Here is a 22377-nt window from a genome sequence, read left to right on the forward strand (position 1 = left end):
GTGGTGTGTCTGGGGAGGGCGCTACAAGATTGCCTTGAGGTAGTCCTTGAGTGCTTCGAGTGGGGGCTTGAGTTCCTCTAGTGTGGAGGCTTGCTGAACTTCAGTCGCAAGCTTTTGCAGCTCACGGCCCAACACCGTGTTGGCACCACCCAGGGTTGCCAGGGCCGGCTTCATGCATTCATCTACCTTGCGTTGGATGGATGTCAGGTCGCTACTGCGTACCAACAACCCGAACACTTCCCGCTCATACCCATCCATGACCAGATCGTCACGCAGGATCGGGCTACCATCTTCGGTCTCGTGCACCAGCTTGAGGGCGAATAGAGCAACGGCTTCGAGCGTCAATTCCATGGGGCGCAGTCCTCTACAATCAGGTGCGGTAGGCGGTGAGGGCAAAAAAAGACCTTGAGCTTCAAGGTCTTTCTTTAAAGCATTAATTGATTGATTTGTATAGATTAAATTGGAAGTGCCCATTCATCACCTGCACCGAACGCGGCTTCCAGCACCGAGTAATCCCCGGGGAGGACAGGCAATGCGCTGCACTACGTAGCCGCATCAACTGCACAGAGCGTGCAACAGACACGCCCACGAAGGCGGTTAACTGTCGGTGGAAGTGAAATGCCGAAAAGTTCGCCACCCGGCTCAACGTCGTCACGGACAGGTCGCCTTCGAGATTGGCTTCTATATAGGTGAGTACTGTATTGAAGCGCTTTGTGTAGGCGGCGTTGCTCGTTAAGTCAGTCACTGGGTGGAGGCTCCGGGGAATTCGGTAGGCGCTAGCGTCGGTGATACCAGCGTGCCGCGCCTAGCCGAGCTTGCTGAGGTTGCAATTGGCTGCCTTGGAAAGATTTTTTAGACGGGGGTTGACCACGTGTTTTAATCCTGTATTATTCGCCTCCCGCTGACGAGAGATCGAAAGCGCAAGTGGTTGAAGTTGTTGAGGAAATCCTCGAAAACTTCTGAAAATAACCACTTGACAGCAAGTGAGGCTGCTGTAGAATGCGCGCCTCGGTTGAGACGAAAGATCTTAACCAGCCGCTCTTTAACAACTGAATCAAGCAATTCGTGTGGGTGCTTGTGGAGTCAGACTGATAGTCAACAAGATTATCAGCATCACAAGTTACTCCGCGAGAAATCAAAGATGTAACCAACGATTGCTGAGCCAAGTTTAGGGTTTCTTAAAAACCCAAAGATGTTTGAACTGAAGAGTTTGATCATGGCTCAGATTGAACGCTGGCGGCAGGCCTAACACATGCAAGTCGAGCGGTAGAGAGAAGCTTGCTTCTCTTGAGAGCGGCGGACGGGTGAGTAATGCCTAGGAATCTGCCTGGTAGTGGGGGATAACGTTCGGAAACGGACGCTAATACCGCATACGTCCTACGGGAGAAAGCAGGGGACCTTCGGGCCTTGCGCTATCAGATGAGCCTAGGTCGGATTAGCTAGTTGGTGGGGTAATGGCTCACCAAGGCGACGATCCGTAACTGGTCTGAGAGGATGATCAGTCACACTGGAACTGAGACACGGTCCAGACTCCTACGGGAGGCAGCAGTGGGGAATATTGGACAATGGGCGAAAGCCTGATCCAGCCATGCCGCGTGTGTGAAGAAGGTCTTCGGATTGTAAAGCACTTTAAGTTGGGAGGAAGGGTTGTAGATTAATACTCTGCAATTTTGACGTTACCGACAGAATAAGCACCGGCTAACTCTGTGCCAGCAGCCGCGGTAATACAGAGGGTGCAAGCGTTAATCGGAATTACTGGGCGTAAAGCGCGCGTAGGTGGTTAGTTAAGTTGGATGTGAAATCCCCGGGCTCAACCTGGGAACTGCATTCAAAACTGACTGACTAGAGTATGGTAGAGGGTGGTGGAATTTCCTGTGTAGCGGTGAAATGCGTAGATATAGGAAGGAACACCAGTGGCGAAGGCGACCACCTGGACTGATACTGACACTGAGGTGCGAAAGCGTGGGGAGCAAACAGGATTAGATACCCTGGTAGTCCACGCCGTAAACGATGTCAACTAGCCGTTGGGAGCCTTGAGCTCTTAGTGGCGCAGCTAACGCATTAAGTTGACCGCCTGGGGAGTACGGCCGCAAGGTTAAAACTCAAATGAATTGACGGGGGCCCGCACAAGCGGTGGAGCATGTGGTTTAATTCGAAGCAACGCGAAGAACCTTACCAGGCCTTGACATCCAATGAACTTTCTAGAGATAGATTGGTGCCTTCGGGAACATTGAGACAGGTGCTGCATGGCTGTCGTCAGCTCGTGTCGTGAGATGTTGGGTTAAGTCCCGTAACGAGCGCAACCCTTGTCCTTAGTTACCAGCACGTAATGGTGGGCACTCTAAGGAGACTGCCGGTGACAAACCGGAGGAAGGTGGGGATGACGTCAAGTCATCATGGCCCTTACGGCCTGGGCTACACACGTGCTACAATGGTCGGTACAGAGGGTTGCCAAGCCGCGAGGTGGAGCTAATCCCATAAAACCGATCGTAGTCCGGATCGCAGTCTGCAACTCGACTGCGTGAAGTCGGAATCGCTAGTAATCGCGAATCAGAATGTCGCGGTGAATACGTTCCCGGGCCTTGTACACACCGCCCGTCACACCATGGGAGTGGGTTGCACCAGAAGTAGCTAGTCTAACCTTCGGGAGGACGGTTACCACGGTGTGATTCATGACTGGGGTGAAGTCGTAACAAGGTAGCCGTAGGGGAACCTGCGGCTGGATCACCTCCTTAATCGACGACATCAGCTGCTCCATAAGTTCCCACACGAATTGCTTGATTCATTGAAGAAGACGAAAAGAAGCAGCCCGAAATTGGGTCTGTAGCTCAGTTGGTTAGAGCGCACCCCTGATAAGGGTGAGGTCGGCAGTTCGAATCTGCCCAGACCCACCAATTTTGTGTGGGAAACGCCTGTAGAAATACGGGGCCATAGCTCAGCTGGGAGAGCGCCTGCCTTGCACGCAGGAGGTCAACGGTTCGATCCCGTTTGGCTCCACCACTACTGCTTCTGTTTGTAGAAAGCTTAGAAATGAGCATTCCATCATTGTGATGGTGAATGTTGATTTCTAGTCTTTGACTAGTTCGTTCTTTAAAAATTTGGGTATGTGATAGAAAGATAGACTGAACGTTACTTTCACTGGTAACGGATCAGGCTAAGGTAAAATTTGTGAGTTCTCTTAATTGAGAAATTCGAATTTTCGGCGAATGTCGTCTTCACAGTATAACCAGATTGCTTGGGGTTATATGGTCAAGTGAAGAAGCGCATACGGTGGATGCCTTGGCAGTCAGAGGCGATGAAAGACGTGGTAGCCTGCGAAAAGCTTCGGGGAGTCGGCAAACAGACTTTGATCCGGAGATGTCTGAATGGGGGAACCCAGCCATCATAAGATGGTTATCTTGTACTGAATACATAGGTGCAAGAGGCGAACCAGGGGAACTGAAACATCTAAGTACCCTGAGGAAAAGAAATCAACCGAGATTCCCTTAGTAGTGGCGAGCGAACGGGGACTAGCCCTTAAGTGGCTTTGAGATTAGCGGAACGCTCTGGAAAGTGCGGCCATAGTGGGTGATAGCCCTGTACGCGAAAATCTCTTAGTCATGAAATCGAGTAGGACGGAGCACGAGAAACTTTGTCTGAATATGGGGGGACCATCCTCCAAGGCTAAATACTACTGACTGACCGATAGTGAACTAGTACCGTGAGGGAAAGGCGAAAAGAACCCCGGAGAGGGGAGTGAAATAGATCCTGAAACCGTATGCGTACAAGCAGTGGGAGCCCACTTTGTTGGGTGACTGCGTACCTTTTGTATAATGGGTCAGCGACTTATTTTCAGTGGCGAGCTTAACCGAATAGGGGAGGCGTAGCGAAAGCGAGTCTTAATAGGGCGTCTAGTCGCTGGGAATAGACCCGAAACCGGGCGATCTATCCATGGGCAGGTTGAAGGTTGGGTAACACTAACTGGAGGACCGAACCGACTACCGTTGAAAAGTTAGCGGATGACCTGTGGATCGGAGTGAAAGGCTAATCAAGCTCGGAGATAGCTGGTTCTCCTCGAAAGCTATTTAGGTAGCGCCTCATGTATCACTGTAGGGGGTAGAGCACTGTTTCGGCTAGGGGGTCATCCCGACTTACCAAACCGATGCAAACTCCGAATACCTACAAGTGCCGAGCATGGGAGACACACGGCGGGTGCTAACGTCCGTCGTGAAAAGGGAAACAACCCAGACCGTCAGCTAAGGTCCCAAAGTTATGGTTAAGTGGGAAACGATGTGGGAAGGCTTAGACAGCTAGGAGGTTGGCTTAGAAGCAGCCACCCTTTAAAGAAAGCGTAATAGCTCACTAGTCGAGTCGGCCTGCGCGGAAGATGTAACGGGGCTCAAACCATACACCGAAGCTACGGGTATCACCCTCGGGTGATGCGGTAGAGGAGCGTTCTGTAAGCCTGTGAAGGTGAGTTGAGAAGCTTGCTGGAGGTATCAGAAGTGCGAATGCTGACATGAGTAACGACAATGGGTGTGAAAAACACCCACGCCGAAAGACCAAGGTTTCCTGCGCAACGTTAATCGACGCAGGGTTAGTCGGTCCCTAAGGCGAGGCTGAAAAGCGTAGTCGATGGAAAACAGGTTAATATTCCTGTACTTCTGGTTATTGCGATGGAGGGACGGAGAAGGCTAGGCCAGCTTGGCGTTGGTTGTCCAAGTTTAAGGTGGTAGGCTGGAATCTTAGGTAAATCCGGGATTCTAAGGCCGAGAGCTGATGACGAGTTACCCTTTGGGTGACGAAGTGGTTGATGCCATGCTTCCAAGAAAAGCTTCTAAGCTTCAGGTAACCAGGAACCGTACCCCAAACCGACACAGGTGGTTGGGTAGAGAATACCAAGGCGCTTGAGAGAACTCGGGTGAAGGAACTAGGCAAAATGGCACCGTAACTTCGGGAGAAGGTGCGCCGGTGAGGGTGAAGGACTTGCTCCGTAAGCTCATGCCGGTCGAAGATACCAGGCCGCTGCGACTGTTTATTAAAAACACAGCACTCTGCAAACACGAAAGTGGACGTATAGGGTGTGACGCCTGCCCGGTGCCGGAAGGTTAATTGATGGGGTTAGCTAACGCGAAGCTCTTGATCGAAGCCCCGGTAAACGGCGGCCGTAACTATAACGGTCCTAAGGTAGCGAAATTCCTTGTCGGGTAAGTTCCGACCTGCACGAATGGCGTAACGATGGCGGCGCTGTCTCCACCCGAGACTCAGTGAAATTGAAATCGCTGTGAAGATGCAGTGTATCCGCGGCTAGACGGAAAGACCCCGTGAACCTTTACTATAGCTTTGCACTGGACTTTGAATTTGCTTGTGTAGGATAGGTGGGAGGCTTTGAAGCGTGGACGCCAGTTCGCGTGGAGCCATCCTTGAAATACCACCCTGGCAACTTTGAGGTTCTAACTCAGGTCCGTTATCCGGATCGAGGACAGTGTATGGTGGGTAGTTTGACTGGGGCGGTCTCCTCCTAAAGAGTAACGGAGGAGTACGAAGGTGCGCTCAGACCGGTCGGAAATCGGTCGTAGAGTATAAAGGCAAAAGCGCGCTTGACTGCGAGACAGACACGTCGAGCAGGTACGAAAGTAGGTCTTAGTGATCCGGTGGTTCTGTATGGAAGGGCCATCGCTCAACGGATAAAAGGTACTCCGGGGATAACAGGCTGATACCGCCCAAGAGTTCATATCGACGGCGGTGTTTGGCACCTCGATGTCGGCTCATCACATCCTGGGGCTGAAGCCGGTCCCAAGGGTATGGCTGTTCGCCATTTAAAGTGGTACGCGAGCTGGGTTTAGAACGTCGTGAGACAGTTCGGTCCCTATCTGCCGTGGACGTTTGAGATTTGAGAGGGGCTGCTCCTAGTACGAGAGGACCGGAGTGGACGAACCTCTGGTGTTCCGGTTGTCACGCCAGTGGCATTGCCGGGTAGCTATGTTCGGAATAGATAACCGCTGAAAGCATCTAAGCGGGAAACTAGCCTCAAGATGAGATCTCACTGGAACCTTGAGTTCCCTGAAGGGCCGTCGAAGACTACGACGTTGATAGGTTGGGTGTGTAAGCGCTGTGAGGCGTTGAGCTAACCAATACTAATTGCCCGTGAGGCTTGACCATATAACACCCAAGCAATTTGCTTGCCTGAAGCTGAAAAGCCCAAGAGCACCAGATTGCGGTGTGTGAAGACGAAACGAACCGAAAGTTCGAATGCACAAGACACCGACTCTATTACATACCCAATTTGCTGAAGCGAGGCCGTTTGGTCACGACTCAGTACCCGAATTTCTTGACGACCATAGAGCATTGGAACCACCTGATCCCATCCCGAACTCAGCAGTGAAACGATGCATCGCCGATGGTAGTGTGGGGTTTCCCCATGTGAGAGTAGGTCATCGTCAAGATTAAATTCCGAAACCCCAATTGCGAAAGCAGTTGGGGTTTTGTTTTGGGCGCTCGAAAGTTGCTACAGCTAACTTCAAACGCTTAGCAGCAGAGATTCGATGCCATCAATTCAAGCAGACGCCTGTCTCGTATTGCCGCATTCGGGTGAAGGCGATGGCAACTGCGTGGGAATTAACGTTACACCTGTGCAGATGAATCACTCTTCGAGCCAGTACAAGTTTGCCTCCTATGCTGCGCACCATTCTGAAGCGCAGAAAACCCCATGCGTTCCAACTCAGTGCTGGCACGCCCCTTGGACATAGTGGAAAGCCCCTGTGCCCACCCACCGCAAAGATGGCACGCTTCTTTCATAGCTATATCTACGAGCAAGCCTGGCCATGCCATTAAGTCTTGCCGACAGACATCGCACGCCTTGAGCGCCAGGTAATGAAGCCTGATTGACCAGTTAACTGGTCGGTCAGGTTTTTTTTTGGGGAAAAAAGATGCGTCGTACCATTGAGGTTGGGCTGCTGCTCTCCACTGAGGGCACTTACAAAAGCGTTGGCCGCAATGCGTTGGCCGGGGCCACTCACGCGCTCGCGCAAATCAATGGCAACCCTGGCTATGACTTTGTCCTGCAGGCCACCCATCGCAATCCACGAGGTGTTCTGCACCGGTACAGCGAAGGGGCTGTCGAACTGATGCAATCCGGGGTTCGGCATATCTTCGGTACGACCACCTCCGCCAGTCGCAAGGAGATCATGCCGGACCTGGAGCAGAACGCCGGTCTATTGTGGTACGCCTGCCCGTATGAGGGGTTCGAGAGCAGTGAGCATGTGCTCTACCTGGGAGGGTGCCCAAACCAGACGTTGATCCCCTTGTTGCGCTACGCCCTGCAGACGTTTGGCAAGCGTGCCGTTTTGCTGGGATCGAATTACAGCTGGGGCTGGGAAAGTAATCGTGTTGCCCGCGAAGTGCTCGAAGTGGCAGGCGCCGAGGTGCTGTTGGAGCGATACATCCATCTGGACGCAACGCCCTTCGCTGAGTTGATCCAGACGCTGTTGGCAGAACGCCCAGCGTTTATTCTCAATAACTTGATCGGTAAATCTTCCTACGTCTTTTTGCAGATGTTGGATGAGGCGTGCCACGCCATCGGCTGGAGCCTGCCGGTGTTGAGCTGCAACCTGACTGAGGCCGAGTTGAGTGATATTGGCGAGCTACGCAGCCTGCGCGTGCTGTCATGCGGTCCGTTTTTTGAAGAAGTCGCCCCTGCGTTCAGCCAGCAGCAGCACATGCTGCACGGGGTATGTCCGATTTCGCATTTCTACACCGGGATGTACGTGGCCCTGCACCTGTTTGCCCGGGCGCTGGATCAGTGTGGCAGCGATGACCCCGAAGGGATTTGCCGCTACGTCTACGACCACCCGCAGGACAGTGTGTTCGGCACCCTGGCGATCTCCGAGCGTAACAACCATAGCAGCCAGCCGTGCCATATTGCTGAGCTGCGTGCAGGACGTTTCGTCATCTTGCACAGTGAGGCACGGCCACTGCTGGCCGACCCATACCTGACCGCTACCGACCTGAGTGAGTTTCAACGTCTGCGCACGGTTGCGCCAGCACCCCGCCTGAGGATCGTCAAATGAGCCTGTTCAAACGCCCGGACTTTGAAGCGGGTCGCTTGCTGTTGGTTGACTGCGAGCCCCGCAGCCTGGCTAATCTGCACAAAAGCCTGCAACGGCTTGGGATTACGGCGCAGGTCTTGTTTGAGGACGCGGATGATTCGCTCGAAGGCTGTTTTGCCGCCATCGTTGAGTTGGAGCCCTTCGCCAGCCCCGCCACCCTACAACGCCTGAATGCGGCCGGCGTGCCTATTGTTGCGCTGACGTCCCACGAAACCCTGTCGCATATCCAGCGCGCCATTGAGCTGGGGGCAACGGCGTTGCTGAACAAACCGATCACCCAAGGCTCTGTCTACACCACGCTGATGATTGCGATCGGTCTGCGCGAGCGGCTTGATAATGACGCCCGTACCATCGAGGCGCTGCAACAACGGCTCCTGGCACGGCCGCTGCTGGCCCAGGCATTGGCGCGGCTGATGGTCGAACAGCAGATTGATGAGCGTGAGGCGTATGAACGCCTGCGCAGTTTGTCCATGCACTTGAACCGTAGCCTGGATGACCTGTGTGCGGACATGGCGGCGGACTATCGGCAAGCGAGCAGGGGCCAACTATGAAGGTGTTGCGTGCCTTGGTTCGCCGTCCGGCCGTCGCGTTGTCGCTGTTGTACATCGTTATTGTCGTGTTGCTGGCGTTGTTTGCACCGTGGATGAGCCCGCACGACCCATCCGAGCAATTTGTCGAGGGCCTGTCGCTGGAGGGCGCGCCGCTGCCTCCCGATACGCCCTACCTGCTGGGCACCGATTTACTCGGCCGTGATTTGCTGTCACGGCTGATCTACGGCGCGCGCACGTCGTTGTTCATTGGCTTGTTGGCCAATGGCCTGGCGGTGCTGATCGGTACGTTGGTGGGGCTGAGTGCGGGCTTCCTGCGGGGCTGGGTTGGCAGCACGCTGATGCGGTTTACCGACCTGATGATGGCGTTTCCGGCCTTGCTGCTGGCGATTGCGCTGTCGGCGATTTTCCAGCCCAGCGTGTGGATCGTGGCCTTGGTGATCGCCATGGTCAATTGGGTGCAGATCGCCCGGGTGATCTACTCCGAAACCATCGCCTTGAGCGCCCGCGACTTCGTGGCCGTGGAGCGAACCCTGGGAGCCAGTTCGCTGCGCATTCTGTTCTCTCACCTGCTGCCTCATTTGCTGCCGACCATCCTGGTCTGGGCCACCCTCGGTATCTCGACCACGGTACTGCTGGAAGCCACCTTGTCGTACCTGGGGGTGGGGGTCCAGCCGCCAACACCCAGCTGGGGCAACATCATTTTCGAGAGTCAGACTTATTTCACCTCTGCGCCGTGGCTGGTGTTTTTCCCCGGCATTGCGATTGTCCTGTTATCGCTGGCGTTCAACCTGGTAGGCGATGCCCTGCGCGATGAACTTGATCCTACCCTGCAAGGGAGAAGCTGAATGTTGGCCTTTATCAGTCGTCGCATCGGCTACTCGTTGCTGATCCTGCTTGGCGTGACGTTCATCACGTACCTGCTGTTGTTCATGCTGCCTGCTGACCCCGCACGCCAGATTGCCGGGCGCAGTGCAACACCGGAAGTTGTGGCCGGCATTCGTACTCAGTTAGGGCTCGACCTGCCGTTCTATCAGCAGTACGCCAATTATCTGGGCAACCTGGTGCAGGGCGATCTCGGGCGCTCTTACATCCAGCGCAGCCCGGTGACGGAGCTGATCGGCGCGCGCTTGCGCCCGTCCCTGGAGTTGATGGCCGCCGGCATCGGTTTCGAGTTGCTGATTGGTATCAGCCTTGGCGTGATCGCTGCGTTGCGCCGCGACAGTTGGGCCGACAAAGCCTTGATGGCCCTGTCATTCATTGGCGTATCGGCCCCCCAGTTCATTGCGGCGATGTTGTTCCTGTACTTCTTCGCCGTGCAACTGGACTGGTTTCCCATGGGCGGTTATGGCGGGTTCGAACACCTGCTGTTGCCGGCCCTGACCCTGGGCATTCTCGGCAGTGGCTGGTACTCGCGCATGGTGCGCTCCTCAATGATCGAGGTGCTGCATCAAGACTTCATCCGCACCGCGCGGGCCAAGGGGTTGAGCCGGGTACGCGTGGTCCTGCGTCATGTGCTGCCCAATGCCATCGTACCGGTGATCCCGATGATCGGCATCGACATCGGGATTTTCATGGGCGGGTTGGTGGTGGTCGAGTCAGTCTTCGGCTGGCCGGGGATCGGCCAGTTGACATGGCAGGCGATCCAACAGGTCGACATCCCGGTGATTGTCGGGGTGACCACGGTTTCAGCGGTGGCAATCGTTTTGGGCAACCTGGTCGCTGACTTGGTGATCCCGTGGGTCGACCCGCGTATCGACATCAAAAAGCACTAAGAAAATCACCATAGGTAAGGGGCTGGAGCATGAATCGCAAAGCATTATCCTTGGCCATCGCGGCTGCATTGTTTGCCGGTAATCTGCTGGCCGATGACTTTGATCCAAACGCCAAAGACGGTGGCGCCGCCGTCATTACCTATCAAAACGATGTGGCCACGCTCGACCCGGCCATCGGTTATGACTGGCAGAACTGGTCGATGATCAAAAGCCTGTTCGACGGGTTGATGGACTATAAGCCCGGCACTACAGAGCTGACCAAGAACCTGGCGTCGGACTACAGCATCTCCGAGGATGGCACTGTCTATACCTTCACCTTGAGGAAGGGCGTGAAGTTCCAGAACGGTCGCGAACTCAAGGCCAGCGATGTGAAGTACTCCCTGGAACGCACCGTCAACCCGAAAACCCAGAGCCCGGGCGCGGGCTTCTTCAGTTCGATCGCAGGCTATGAAGACATGGCCGCCGGCAAGGCCGAGCATTTGTCGGGGGTTGAGATCGTCGACGATTACACCGTCAAGATCACACTCAAGTCCGCGAATGCGACGTTTCTGCAGGTGATGGCGATCAACTTCTCCTTTGTCGTACCCAAGGAGGAGGTCGAGAAGTGGGGCGCCGACTTTGGCAAGCACCCGGTGGGCACCGGCGCCTATAGCTTGGCGGAGTGGAAGTTGGGGCAACGGATTCTGTTCAAGAAGAACCCGGACTATTTCAAGGCGGGCCTGCCGCACCTCGACACGATCGCCTTTGAGGTCGGCCAGGATCCGATGGTCGCGCTGTTGCGCTTGCAGAAGGGGGAAGTCGACATCGCGGGTGACGGTGTGCCACCGGCCAAATTCCTGGAGTTCAAGAACGATCCCAAGTTCAAGAGCCTGGTGGTCACCGGTGATCAATTGCAGACCGGCTACCTGACCCTGAAAACCACACTGCCGCCCTTCGACAACCTCAAGGTGCGCCAGGCAGTGAACATGGCCATCAGCAAGGACCGCATCGTGCGCATTATCAATGGCCGCGCGGTCCCGGCCAACCAGCCACTGCCGCCGGCGATGCCGGGCTACGACAAGGATTACAAAGGCTACGCCTATGATGTCGAGGGCGCGAAGAAGCTCTTGGCCGAAGCTGGTTTCGACAAGGGCTTCGACACGGAAATGTACGTGATGAACACCGACCCGCAGCCGCGTATCGCCCAGGCTATCCAGCAAGACCTGGCGAAAGTCGGGGTGCGTGTGAAGATCAAGTCCCTGGCGCAAGCCAACGTGATTGCCGCGGGCAGCTCCAGGGATCAGGCGCCGATGGTGTGGTCCGGTGGCATGGCCTGGATCGCCGATTTCCCGGACCCTTCGAACTTCTACGGGCCGATTCTGGGCTGCGACAGTGCGGTGGACGGTGGCTGGAACTGGGCGCTGTATTGCAACAAGAGCCTGGATGCCTTGGCCGCCAAGGCCGACAGCATGGCCAAGCCGCAACAGCAGGCCGAGCGTACTGCGCTGTGGAAGAAAATCTTTATCGATGTGATGGCCGATGCACCTTGGGTGCCGATCTTCAATGAACAGCGCTTCACCGTGCGCTCCTCGCGCATGGGTGGTAGCGACGCGCTGTATGTCGATCCGGTGCACATTCCGGTCAATTACAACTACATCTACTTGAAATAAAGCGCAGCCGGCCTGCCACCACGCCTGCTTGGCGTGGTCTTTACGTGGAGCTTTCTTCCTATGTGCCAGAACTGCCTGGTCAAGACCATTCACAGCGTCAACAGCCATTTCGGCTGGGACAACAGCATCGAGCCAACCGCCCGGGTGGCGCCAGGTGCCATGTTGGAGTTCTGCTGTCGCGACTCCTCCAATGGCTTCTTCACACCGCAGTCGACGGTGGGTGATGTCGGCAAGGTGCCGTTCGACACGATCAACCCTGTCACCGGGCCGATTTTCGTGGAGGGTGCCGAGCCAGGTGATGTGTTGAAAATCACCCTCGACAGCTTCAAGCCCAGTGGCTTTGGCTGGACCGCCAACATCCCGGGGTTTGGCCTGCTCGCGGACCAGTTCGCGGAGCCGGCCCTGGTGCTGTGGCACTACGACAAACTGGCCCTGAGCCCGGCGGCCTTCAGTGATTTTGCCAAGGTACCGCTCAAGCCCTTCGCCGGCACCATTGGCCTGGCGCCGGCGTCGGCAGGCTTGCATTCAGTGGTGCCGCCGCGCCGGGTCGGCGGCAACCTGGATATCCGCGACCTGTCTGCCGGCACCACGCTGTACCTGCCGGTGGAGGTCAGCGGTGCTTTGTTGTCGATTGGCGACACCCATGCGGCGCAAGGCGATGGCGAGGTGTGCGGCACCGCGATCGAGAGTGCTATGGACGTGGTGGTGAAGCTGGACCTGATCAAGAACACCCCGCTGGCAACACCGCGCTTCAGCACCCCAGGCCCCGTGACCCGTCACCTGGACAGCGCCGGCTATGAAGCCTTCACCGGCATCGGCCCGGACTTGATGCAAGCCGCGCGTCAAGCCGTCAGCAACACCATCGACTGGCTGTGCCGAGAGCACCATATGCCGGCGGAGCAGGCGTACATGCTGTGCTCGGTGTGTGGCGATTTGCGCATCAGCGAGATCGTCGATCTGCCCAACTGGGTGGTGTCGTTCTACTTCCCGAAAATCGTATTTGCCTGACGGATGTTCATGGCCTGCGGCTAGGCGTTTGGTCGCTTCACGTGTGAGGAGCTTTGATGAGTAACGGGACCTCCCTGCCGATTCTGTCGGTGCAGCAGTTGTCTATCGATGTCGGCATGGGGGCCACCTCCCGGCGCGTGGTCGATCACCTGAGCTTCGACCTGTTTGCCGGCCAGACACTGTGTATTGCCGGGGAGTCTGGCAGCGGCAAGTCGTTGTCGTCGCTGGCGATCATGGGGTTGTTGCCCAAGGCCGTCCGGGTGGCTGAAGGCGCGATCAGTTTTGAGGGGCGCGACTTGATCGGTGTACCCGAGCGAGAGTTGCAGCCGTTGCGCGGCAAGCAGATCGGCATGATTTTTCAGGAGCCGATGACGTCGCTGAACCCGCTGATGACCGTCGGCCAGCAGTTGCAGGAGACGCTGCGCCGGCATGAGCCGCTGGGGCGCCAGGCGCTGCGCCAGCGGGCCCGGGAGATGCTTGAGTCGGTACGCATACCGCAGGTGGAAAAACGCCTGCAGCAGTACCCCCATGAGCTGTCCGGCGGTATGCGCCAGCGCGTGATGATCGCAATGGCCATGCTCTGTCGGCCCAAGGTATTGATCGCCGATGAACCGACCACCGCGCTGGACGTGACCATCCAGGCGCAGATCCTGGAACTGATGCGCGAGCTGCAACAGGTCTACGGCACCAGCTTGCTGATGATCACGCACGACATGGGAGTGGTCGCTGAAATGGCCGACCAGGTGGTGGTGATGAACCAGGGCCGTACTGAAGAACAAGCGCCCGTGCGCCAGTTGTTCACCCAGCCTCAGGCCGACTACACGCGCAAATTGCTCTCGGCGGTGCCCGTGCTGGGCACGGCGGGCCGGCCGGGCGACGTCAGCCAGCAACCGGTGGTGTTGCAGGTGCGCGACTTGTCGGTGCGCTTTCCTGTCCGCATGGGGTGGTTCGAAGAGGACAAACAGGTACACGCGGTAGAAGGGCTCAACTTTGAACTGCGCCAGGGCGAAACCCTGGGGCTGGTCGGGGAGAGCGGCTGCGGTAAGTCCACCACCGGCAAGGCGCTGATGAACATGCTGGCCTATCAAGGCAGTGTGCAGCTGTTCGGCAAAGAACTGAACGGCTTGCATGGCGCCGGGCTTCAGGCCGTGCGCCGGGATATCCAAATGGTCTTCCAGGATCCATACGCGGCCTTGAACCCACGCAAAAACATCCTGGAACTGGTGGGCGAGCCACTGTTGATTCATGACCAATTGCCATTGGCGCAACGACAGGCGCGTGTCGCGGAGCTGTTGCGTCAGGTCGACATGCCGGTTGACGCCCTGTATCGCTACCCGCATCAGTTCTCGGGTGGGCAGCGCCAGCGTATCTGCATTGCCCGGGCATTGGCGCTCAACCCTAAAGTCATCATCGCCGATGAGTCTGTCTCGGCCCTCGACGTCTCAGTGCAGGCCCAGGTGCTTGAGTTATTGGAACACCTGCGTGAGCAGCATCGGCTCAGCTACCTGTTCATTTCCCACGACATGGCTGTGGTCGAGCGCATCTGCCATCGTGTCGCCGTGATGTACGGCGGCCAGATTGTCGAGATCGGCCGCCGTGATCACGTCTTGCACAATCCTCAGCACCCCTACACCAAACGTCTGCTCAGCGCGGTACCGATGCCCGATGTCGACCGGAAGCGCGACTTCAAGGCTCTGCTGCAAGAGTTCGAGCAACCCAGCCCGATCAAGAGCAAGGGGTTTGAGGCGCCGAGGCAGAAGTTTCACGATGTGGGAGAGGAGCATTGGGTGGCGGTGGGCTAGTCGATAGGAGGCATCTTCAGAGATGTCGAGCCGGTATTTCTTGGCGGCAGGGGAGATGCAGAGGCAGGTAGCCAGGCACAAAAAAACCGGCTCAAGTGGCCGGTTTCTCTGTTGCTGAAAGCCTGGTAGAGGCTTTCAGATACTGCTAGATGGTGCCCCGAGGGAGACTCGAACTCCCACTCCTTTCGAAAACGGATTTTGAATCCGCCGCGTCTACCAATTCCGCCATCAGGGCTCAATGGCGGCGAAGTATAGAGAGGTGATTACCGTTGGTCAATCACGTTTCATGGTCTATTTTCACTATTTCCGCTAGACTTCCCGGCCCTGCTAGACGAACCCCATCATGCGCGTTGCTGACTTTACTTTTGAACTCCCGGATTCGCTGATCGCCCGCCATCCTTTGGCCGAGCGTCGCGCCAGTCGACTGTTGACCCTGGATGGGGTCAGCGGTGCCCTTGCACACCGTCAATTCACTGATTTGCTTGAGCATTTACGCCCAGGCGACTTGATGGTCTTCAACAATACCCGGGTGATTCCGGCGCGGTTGTTTGGCCAGAAAGCTTCCGGCGGCAAGCTGGAAATCCTCGTGGAGCGGGTGCTGGACAGCCACCGTGTGCTGGCCCATGTACGCTCCAGCAAGTCGCCGAAACCAGGGTCAGGCATCCTGATTGATGGCGGTGGCGAAGCTCAGATGGTTGCGCGGCATGACGCGTTGTTCGAGCTCAAGTTTGCCGAAGAAGTGTTGCCGCTGCTTGAGCGTGTCGGCCATATGCCGTTGCCTCCTTATATCGACCGTCCCGACGAAGACTCGGATCGCGAACGTTATCAGACGGTTTATTCCCAGCGCCTGGGTGCGGTGGCGGCGCCAACGGCCGGGTTGCACTTCGACCAGCCATTGCTGGATGCGATTGCCGCCAAGGGCGTCGAGACCGCCTATGTGACCCTGCACGTGGGGGCCGGGACGTTTCAGCCGGTGCGTGTGGATAACATCGAAGATCACCATATGCACAGCGAATGGCTGGAAGTCAGCCAGGAAGTCGTGGACGCGGTCAGCGCGTGCAAGGCACGTGGTGGGCGAGTGGTCGCAGTGGGCACCACCAGCGTGCGTTCCCTGGAGAGTGCGGCGCGCGATGGCGTGCTCAAACCGTTCAGTGGCGACACCGATATCTTTATCTATCCAGGCCGGCCGTTCCATGTGGTCGATTGCCTGGTCACCAACTTCCATTTGCCCGAATCCACGCTGTTGATGCTGGTGTCGGCATTTGCCGGTTACCCCGAGACCATGGCCGCCTACCAGGCCGCCATCGACAACGGGTACCGTTTTTTCAGCTACGGTGATGCGATGTTTATCACCCGTAATCCGGCGCCGCGCGGCCCAGAGGAACAACTATGAGTCGTATGTCGTTTGAATTGCTGGCCACCGACGGCAAAGCCCGTCGCGGTCGCCTGACCTTCCCCCGTGGCACCGTGGAGACCCCGGCGTTCATGCCGGTCGGCACCTACGGCACCGTCAAGGGCATGCTGCCGCGTGACATCGTTGCCACCGGCGCCGAGATCATCCTCGGCAACACCTTCCACCTGTGGCTGCGCCCGGGCACCGAAGTGATCAAGAAACATGGCGACCTGCACGACTTCATGAAGTGGCAAGGCCCGATCCTCACGGATTCCGGTGGTTTCCAGGTGTTCAGCCTGGGCGCCATGCGCAAGATCAAGGAGGAAGGCGTGACCTTCGCCTCGCCGGTGGACGGCTCCAAGGTGTTCATGGGGCCGGAAGAGTCGATGCAGGTCCAGCGTGACCTGGGCTCTGACATCGTGATGATTTTTGACGAGTGCACGCCATACCCGGCCGATGAGGATGTGGCGCGGATTTCCATGGAGCTGTCGCTGCGCTGGGCCCAGCGCTCGAAGAATGCCCATGGCGACAACACGGCGGCGCTGTTTGGCATTGTCCAGGGCGGCATGCACGAAAGCCTGCGCAAGCGCTCGCTGGAAGGCCTGGACAAGATAGGCTTCGACGGCCTGGCCATTGGTGGCCTGTCGGTGGGCGAACCCAAGCACGAAATGATCAAGGTGCTGGACTACCTGCCCGGCCTCATGCCTTCTGACAAACCTCGTTACCTTATGGGCGTTGGCAAACCGGAAGATCTCGTAGAGGGTGTGCGCCGCGGTGTGGACATGTTCGATTGCGTGATGCCAACCCGTAATGCCCGCAATGGGCATCTGTTCATTGATACAGGCGTGCTGAAGATCCGTAATGCGTTCCATCGCCATGATGATTCGCCGCTGGATCCCACCTGTGATTGCTACACCTGCCAGAACTTCTCCCGTGCTTATCTGCACCATCTGGACAAATGCGGGGAAATGCTGGGTAGCATGTTGAATACCATCCACAATTTGCGTCACTACCAAGTCCTGATGGCTGGTTTGCGCGAGGCTATTCAACAGGGTACATTGGCCGCCTTTGTCGATGCCTTCTACGCCAAGCGCGGGCTGCCCGTGCCGCCCTTGGACTGAGTTTCCCGACCCTAAGATTCACTATTTGCAACTGGAGTGCTAAATGAGCTTTTTTATCTCTAACGCTATGGCTGACGCCGCTGCACCGGCCGCTGCCGGTCCTATGGGCGGTGGTTTCGAGTGGATTTTCCTGGTCGGCTTCCTGGTCATCTTCTACCTGATGATCTGGCGCCCACAGGCCAAGCGCGCCAAAGAGCAGAAAAACCTGCTGAGCAGCCTGCAAAAAGGCGACGAAGTGGTCACCACCGGCGGTATCGCTGGCAAGATCACCAAGGTTTCCGATGCTTTCGTGGTACTGGAAGTCTCCGACACCGTTGAAATGAAGTTCCAGAAAGGCGCCATCGCTGCCACGCTGCCAAAAGGCACGCTCAAAGCGATCTGAGTAACAACTTTTACCAATCGACGGGGCGCGCAAGGCGCCCCGCGTCATAAGCGGGCGGCGTGATGCTGAACAAATACCCTCTGTGGAAATACGTACTGATCCTGGCGGTGCTGGCGATCGGTTTTATTTATTCCGCTCCCAATCTTTATCCTGATGACCCGGCGATCCAGATCACTGGCGCCAGCACTGCGCTGCAGGTCACTCAGGCTGATCTGGACCGCACGAGCAAAGCGCTCACGGATGCGGGGATCCAGGTCAAGGCGGCAACGTTGGCAGCTGATGCGAAGGGCGGCTTGTTGCGCCTGACCAAGCAGGAAGACCAATTGCCGGCCAAGGATGTCGTGCGCAAGGTGATGGGTGATGACTACGTAGTCGCGCTCAACCTGGCACAAACCACGCCAAAATGGCTGAGCAGCATCGGCGCGCACCCGATGAAGCTGGGTCTGGACTTGTCCGGTGGTGTGCACTTCCTGTTGGAAGTGGACATGGACAAAGCCCTCGATGCACGCATGAAAGTCTACGAAGGCGATGTGAAGAGCCTGCTGCGCAAAGAGCGCCTGCGTTATCGCAGCCTGCCGCAGCTCAACGGTGCCATCCAACTGGGCTTTGCTGACGAGGCCACCCGTGAACAGGCGCGTGCCCTGATTCGCAAGAGCTTTAACGATTTCGACATTGTGCCCGCCGACCTCAACGGTCAACCGGTGCTGCGTCTGGCGATGACCCCGGCCAAGCTGGCGGAAATCCGTGAATATTCCATCAAGCAGAACTTGACCACGGTACGTAACCGCGTCAACGAACTGGGTGTGGCCGAGCCTCTGGTTCAACGCCAGGGTGCCAACCGCATCGTGGTTGAGTTGCCAGGTGTGCAGGACACTGCTGAGGCCAAGCGGATCCTCGGCAAGACTGCCAACCTCGAGTTCCGCCTGGCCGCCGAGCCGGGTGCTTCCAAGGCCACTTCCGAGACCTTCGAGTTCCGCGAGGGCAATCGCCCGGCGGCGCAGATCGAACGCAGCCTGATCATCACCGGTGACCAGGTGACAGATGCCAAGGCTGGTTTCGGCGAGCACGGTACCCCTGAAGTGAACATCCGCCTGGATGGTCATGGCGGCGAACTGATGAGCCGCGCAACCCGCAGCAACGTCGGTCGCAGCATGGCGGTGATCTTCATCGAGCAGCGCCCGGTGACCACCTACGTCAAGCAAATGGTCAATGGCGTCGAAAAAGACGTGCCAGTCCAGACCTTCAAGGAAGAGAAGAAGATCATCAGTCTGGCGACCATCCAGTCGCCGCTGGGTGCTCAATTCCGCATCACCGGCCTGAACGGCCAGGGTGAGTCCTCCGAGCTGGCATTGCTCCTGCGCGCCGGTGGCCTGGCGGCGCCGATGTACTTCGCGGAAGAGCGCACCATCGGCCCGAGCCTGGGTGCTGACAACATTACCAAGGGTGTCGATGCGGCACTGTGGGGCATGCTGTTCGTTTCCCTGTTCATCATCGCCATCTATCGCTTCTTTGGTGTCATCGCCACCGTAGCGCTGGCGGGGAACATGGTCATGCTGCTGGCCTTGATGTCGCTGCTGGGGGCTACACTGACCCTGCCGGGTATCGCCGGTATCGTACTCACCATGGGTATGGCGGTGGACGCCAACGTGCTGATCTTCTCGCGGATTCGTGAAGAGATCGCGGCGGGCATGAGCGTGCAACGGGCTATCAACGAAGGCTTCGGCCGGGCATTTACCGCGATTCTCGACTCCAACCTGACTACCTTGCTGGTCGGCGGGATTCTCTTTGCCATGGGCACCGGCCCGGTCAAAGGTTTTGCGGTGACCATGTCCCTGGGTATCTTTACCTCGATGTTCACGGCCATCATGGTGACCCGCGCAATGGTCAACCTGATCTTTGGCGGGCGTGACTTCAAGAAGTTGTGGATTTAAGGGGCTGCCATGTTACGTACAATCAACTTCATGGGCGTTCGCAACGTTGCGTTCGGCGTCACTGTGCTCCTTACCGTCCTGGCGTTGTTCAGCTGGTTCCATAAGGGCCTGAACTACGGTCTGGACTTCACCGGCGGTACGCTCATCGAGCTGACCTACGAGAAGCCGGCCGACGTAACCAAGGTGCGTACCCAACTGAACGAGGCCGGTTATCACGAGGCTATCGTGCAGAGCTTTGGTGCGACCACCGACCTGCTGGTGCGCATGCCTGGCGAAGACCCGCAACTGGGTCACCAGGTGGCTGAGGCCTTGCTCAAGGTCGGTGGCGACAACCCGGCTTCGGTCAAACGTGTCGAGTTCGTCGGCCCGCAGGTGGGTGAAGAGCTGCGTGACCAGGGTGGCCTCGGCATGCTGATGGCGCTGGCCGGCATCATGATCTACCTGGCGTTCCGCTTTCAGTGGAAGTTCGGCGTCGGTGCCATTGTCTCGTTGATTCACGACGTGATCGTGACCGTGGGTATCCTGGCGTACTTCCAGATTACCTTCGACCTGACGGTGCTGGCGGCAGTGCTGGCGATCATTGGTTACTCCCTCAATGACACCATCGTGGTGTTCGACCGGGTTCGCGAGAACTTCCGGGTACTGCGCAAGGCGACGTTGATCGAGAACATCAACATCTCCACCACCCAGACCCTGTTGCGCACCATGGCGACGTCGATCTCCACCTTGCTGGCGATTGCCGCACTGATGATCTTTGGTGGCGATAACCTGTGGGGCTTCTCCCTGGCGCTGTTTATTGGCGTACTGGCGGGCACCTACTCGTCGATCTATATCGCCAACGTGGTGTTGATCTGGCTGAACCTCAACAGCGAAGACCTGATTCCTCCTGTTGCGACTGACAAGGAGGTCGATGACCGCCCTTGATGGGTGTTTGTTGATCTGCTGTTACAAAGAAGGCGCGAGTATTGAACTCGCGCCTTTTTTTTTGCTCCAAGGCTGGGTATAGCGCGGACGTTTCAGTCCGCTTGTGATGGTCAGGAGGTTCACGTGAACAAGTCGTTACTGGTTGGTGCGGTATTGGGTGCTGTCGGTGTGACTGCCGGGGGTGCTGTTGCCACCTACAGCCTGGTAAAAAGCGGCCCTGAGTATGCGCAAGTGCTGGCGGTGCAGCCGGTCAAGACCCAGATCAAAACCCCTCGTGAGGTCTGCAAGGACGTCACCGTGACCCGGCAGCGTCCGGTGCAGGATCAGCATCAAATCGCCGGTACCGTGGTCGGCGCCCTGGCAGGTGGCCTGCTGGGTAACCAGATCGGTGGTGGCACTGGCAAGAAGATTGCCACCGTAGCCGGTGCAGTGGGTGGCGGTTATGCCGGTAACAAGGTTCAGGAAGGTATGCAGAACCGTGATACCTACACCACTACGCAAACTCGTTGTAACACCGTCAACGACATCAGCGACAAAGTGGTCGGGTATGACGTGCGTTACAACCTGGATGGCAAGGAAGGATCGGTGCGCATGGAGCGTGATCCGGGTAGCCAGATTCCAGTCGACAAAGAAGGTCGTCTGATTCTCGGCCAGAACCAGCAGTAATCTCGGGTCGGGCGCAATTCAAAATATGGGAGCGGGCTTGCCCGCGAAAGCGGAGTGTCAGTCGCCGGATGTATTGACTGAGCCACAGCATTCGCGGGCAAGCCCGCTCCCATATTGGTATGTGTTGTGGCAGGAAATGTAGCATTGCCCCAATCCCAGGCATAAAAAAAGCACCCCTAGGGGTGCTTTTTTGTGCTCGCTCGCTTAACGCTTCAGCGAGGCTGGCAGGTGCGGCTGGATCGCCGTCAGCACTGCCTTGAAGCATTTGGTGTTGCCTGCAACCACGTGGCCCTTCTCCAGGAAGTCGTGACCACCGGTGAAGTCGCTCACCAGGCCGCCGGCTTCTTGAATCAGCAGTGCGCCTGCTGCCATGTCCCACTCGGACAGGCCCGACTCCCAAAATGCATCAAAACGACCGGCGGCAACATAGGCCAGGTCCAGGCTGGCTGCGCCGGCGCGGCGGATGCCGGCGGTCTGGCCAACCAGGGTGCGGAACATGCCCAGGTAGTTTTCCAGGTTATCCATCTGGTCGTCACGGAACGGGAAGCCGGTGCCGAGCAGGGCGCCGTCCAGGCTGGTGCGACCGCTGACACGCAGGCGACGACCGTTCAACTGGGCACCGCGGCCACGACTGGCGGTGAATTCTTCCTGGCGGACAGGGTCCAGGACCACGGCGTGTTCCAGGCGGCCACGGTATTTGCAGGCAATGCTCACGGCAAAATGCGGGATGCCGCGCAGGAAATTGGTGGTGCCATCCAGTGGGTCGATGATCCACAGGTAGTCTTCGCCTTCGCCGCTACCTTTGTGCAGGCCGGTTTCTTCACCGAGGATGCCGTGGGTAGGGTAGGCCTTGCGCAGGGCGTCGATGATTTTCTGTTCGGCGGCGCGATCCACCTCGGATACATAATCCTTGGCGTCTTTTTCGTCGACCTTGATGGTATCCAGGCGCTCGATGGAGCGGAAGATCAATTCACTGGCGCTGCGGGCGGCGCGCAGCGCGATATTCAGCATGGGCTGCATGGATGTGTCACCTAAGGTTGTTAAAGAAAGCCGAGCATTCTAGCAGAAACTTTCTTCAGGTGAAGGACGAC

The 22377-nt window shown here is 57.3% G+C and carries 15 protein-coding genes, 3 tRNA genes, 3 rRNA genes and 1 pseudogene; 18 read left to right on the forward strand and 4 right to left on the reverse strand.

Annotated elements, in window-relative coordinates; genetic code table 11:
* Positions 1 to 21: 21 nt before the first annotated feature.
* Positions 22 to 351, reverse strand: coding sequence for a hypothetical protein (locus HZ99_RS22905; RefSeq protein WP_038446292.1), 330 nt, complete (start codon positions 349 to 351; stop codon positions 22 to 24).
* A 122-nt stretch (positions 352 to 473) separates the two neighbouring features.
* Positions 474 to 745, reverse strand: a pseudogene (locus tag HZ99_RS29315) (AraC family transcriptional regulator); the annotation flags it as partial.
* Positions 746 to 1198: 453 nt separating this feature from the next.
* Between HZ99_RS29315 and HZ99_RS22910 the strand changes: the two are divergent.
* The 12 genes from HZ99_RS22910 (at position 1199) to HZ99_RS22965 (ending at position 14869) form a co-directional block, all read left to right on the forward strand.
* Positions 1199 to 2735: ribosomal RNA gene (locus tag HZ99_RS22910) — 16S ribosomal RNA — on the forward strand.
* Between the two features lie 82 nt (positions 2736 to 2817).
* A tRNA-Ile gene (locus HZ99_RS22915) sits at positions 2818 to 2894 on the forward strand.
* Positions 2895 to 2924: 30 nt separating this feature from the next.
* Positions 2925 to 3000 (forward strand) — tRNA-Ala (locus HZ99_RS22920).
* A gap of 247 nt (positions 3001 to 3247) precedes the next feature.
* A 23S ribosomal RNA gene (locus HZ99_RS22925) occupies positions 3248 to 6141 on the forward strand.
* 168 nt (positions 6142 to 6309) lie between these two features.
* Positions 6310 to 6425, forward strand: a 5S ribosomal RNA gene (rrf, locus tag HZ99_RS22930).
* Together the 16S, 23S and 5S rRNA genes with 2 tRNA genes alongside form the textbook arrangement of a ribosomal RNA operon.
* A 483-nt stretch (positions 6426 to 6908) precedes the next feature.
* Positions 6909 to 8048 (forward strand): transporter substrate-binding protein, encoded by a 1140-nt coding sequence (locus HZ99_RS22935; RefSeq protein ID WP_038446294.1) that lies wholly within the window; start codon positions 6909 to 6911, stop codon positions 8046 to 8048.
* Entirely contained in the window at positions 8045 to 8638 is a 594-nt protein-coding gene (locus HZ99_RS22940) for an ANTAR domain-containing response regulator (RefSeq protein ID WP_038446295.1), read from the forward strand. Before HZ99_RS22935 ends, HZ99_RS22940 begins: the two co-directional genes overlap by 4 nt.
* Positions 8635 to 9483 carry an ABC transporter permease gene (locus HZ99_RS22945; RefSeq protein WP_038446296.1) on the forward strand — a complete coding sequence of 283 codons (849 nt, stop codon included), beginning with the start codon at positions 8635 to 8637 and terminating at the stop codon, positions 9481 to 9483. Before HZ99_RS22940 ends, HZ99_RS22945 begins: the two co-directional genes overlap by 4 nt.
* Positions 9484 to 10410: an ABC transporter permease gene (locus HZ99_RS22950; protein ID WP_038446297.1), complete on the forward strand. Its 927-nt coding sequence runs from the start codon at positions 9484 to 9486 to the stop codon at positions 10408 to 10410. It begins immediately after the preceding gene.
* A gap of 29 nt (positions 10411 to 10439) precedes the next feature.
* The gene (locus tag HZ99_RS22955) at positions 10440 to 12059 is read left to right on the forward strand and encodes an ABC transporter substrate-binding protein (protein ID WP_038446298.1); all 1620 of its coding nucleotides are present in this window, start codon (positions 10440 to 10442) and stop codon (positions 12057 to 12059) included.
* Positions 12060 to 12119: 60 nt separating this feature from the next.
* A complete protein-coding gene (locus HZ99_RS22960; RefSeq protein WP_038446299.1) occupies positions 12120 to 13067 on the forward strand; it encodes an acetamidase/formamidase family protein in 948 nt (315 codons plus the stop codon).
* A 56-nt stretch (positions 13068 to 13123) separates the two neighbouring features.
* On the forward strand, positions 13124 to 14869 hold the full coding sequence (locus tag HZ99_RS22965) for an ABC transporter ATP-binding protein (protein WP_038446300.1): 1746 nt from the start codon (positions 13124 to 13126) through the stop codon (positions 14867 to 14869).
* Positions 14870 to 15019: 150 nt separating this feature from the next.
* On the opposite strand, the gene HZ99_RS22970 is transcribed toward HZ99_RS22965, so the two are convergent.
* Positions 15020 to 15104, reverse strand: a tRNA-Leu gene (locus HZ99_RS22970).
* A 108-nt stretch (positions 15105 to 15212) separates the two neighbouring features.
* Between HZ99_RS22970 and queA the strand changes: the two genes are divergently transcribed.
* The 6 genes from queA to HZ99_RS23000 all read left to right on the forward strand — a co-directional run bounded on the left by queA (position 15213) and on the right by HZ99_RS23000 (position 21286).
* Positions 15213 to 16262, forward strand: coding sequence for a tRNA preQ1(34) S-adenosylmethionine ribosyltransferase-isomerase QueA (gene queA, locus HZ99_RS22975; RefSeq protein ID WP_038446301.1), 1050 nt, complete (start codon positions 15213 to 15215; stop codon positions 16260 to 16262).
* A gap of 5 nt (positions 16263 to 16267) precedes the next feature.
* Positions 16268 to 17383, forward strand: a complete 1116-nt coding sequence (gene tgt, locus HZ99_RS22980) for a tRNA guanosine(34) transglycosylase Tgt (protein WP_032858353.1) — start codon at positions 16268 to 16270, stop codon at positions 17381 to 17383.
* A 43-nt stretch (positions 17384 to 17426) separates the two neighbouring features.
* Entirely contained in the window at positions 17427 to 17765 is a 339-nt protein-coding gene (yajC, locus tag HZ99_RS22985; RefSeq protein ID WP_010565221.1) for a preprotein translocase subunit YajC, read from the forward strand.
* Between the two features lie 62 nt (positions 17766 to 17827).
* Positions 17828 to 19696: a protein translocase subunit SecD gene (gene secD / locus HZ99_RS22990; protein ID WP_038446302.1), complete on the forward strand. Its 1869-nt coding sequence runs from the start codon at positions 17828 to 17830 to the stop codon at positions 19694 to 19696.
* 9 nt (positions 19697 to 19705) lie between these two features.
* The gene (gene secF / locus HZ99_RS22995; RefSeq protein ID WP_029298578.1) at positions 19706 to 20620 is read left to right on the forward strand and encodes a protein translocase subunit SecF; all 915 of its coding nucleotides are present in this window, start codon (positions 19706 to 19708) and stop codon (positions 20618 to 20620) included.
* A 123-nt stretch (positions 20621 to 20743) separates the two neighbouring features.
* Positions 20744 to 21286 (forward strand): glycine zipper 2TM domain-containing protein, encoded by a 543-nt coding sequence (locus HZ99_RS23000; RefSeq protein ID WP_029298576.1) that lies wholly within the window; start codon positions 20744 to 20746, stop codon positions 21284 to 21286.
* Between the two features lie 204 nt (positions 21287 to 21490).
* Here the strand turns inward: HZ99_RS23000 and suhB are convergent, their stop codons facing one another.
* Complete coding sequence (gene suhB, locus HZ99_RS23005) at positions 21491 to 22306, reverse strand: inositol-phosphate phosphatase (RefSeq protein ID WP_038446303.1); 816 nt, start codon at positions 22304 to 22306, stop codon at positions 21491 to 21493.
* Positions 22307 to 22377: the final 71 nt, after the last annotated feature.

Origin of the sequence: Pseudomonas fluorescens, assembly GCF_000730425.1 — a bacterium.
Lineage (GTDB): Bacteria > Pseudomonadota > Gammaproteobacteria > Pseudomonadales > Pseudomonadaceae > Aquipseudomonas > Aquipseudomonas fluorescens_X.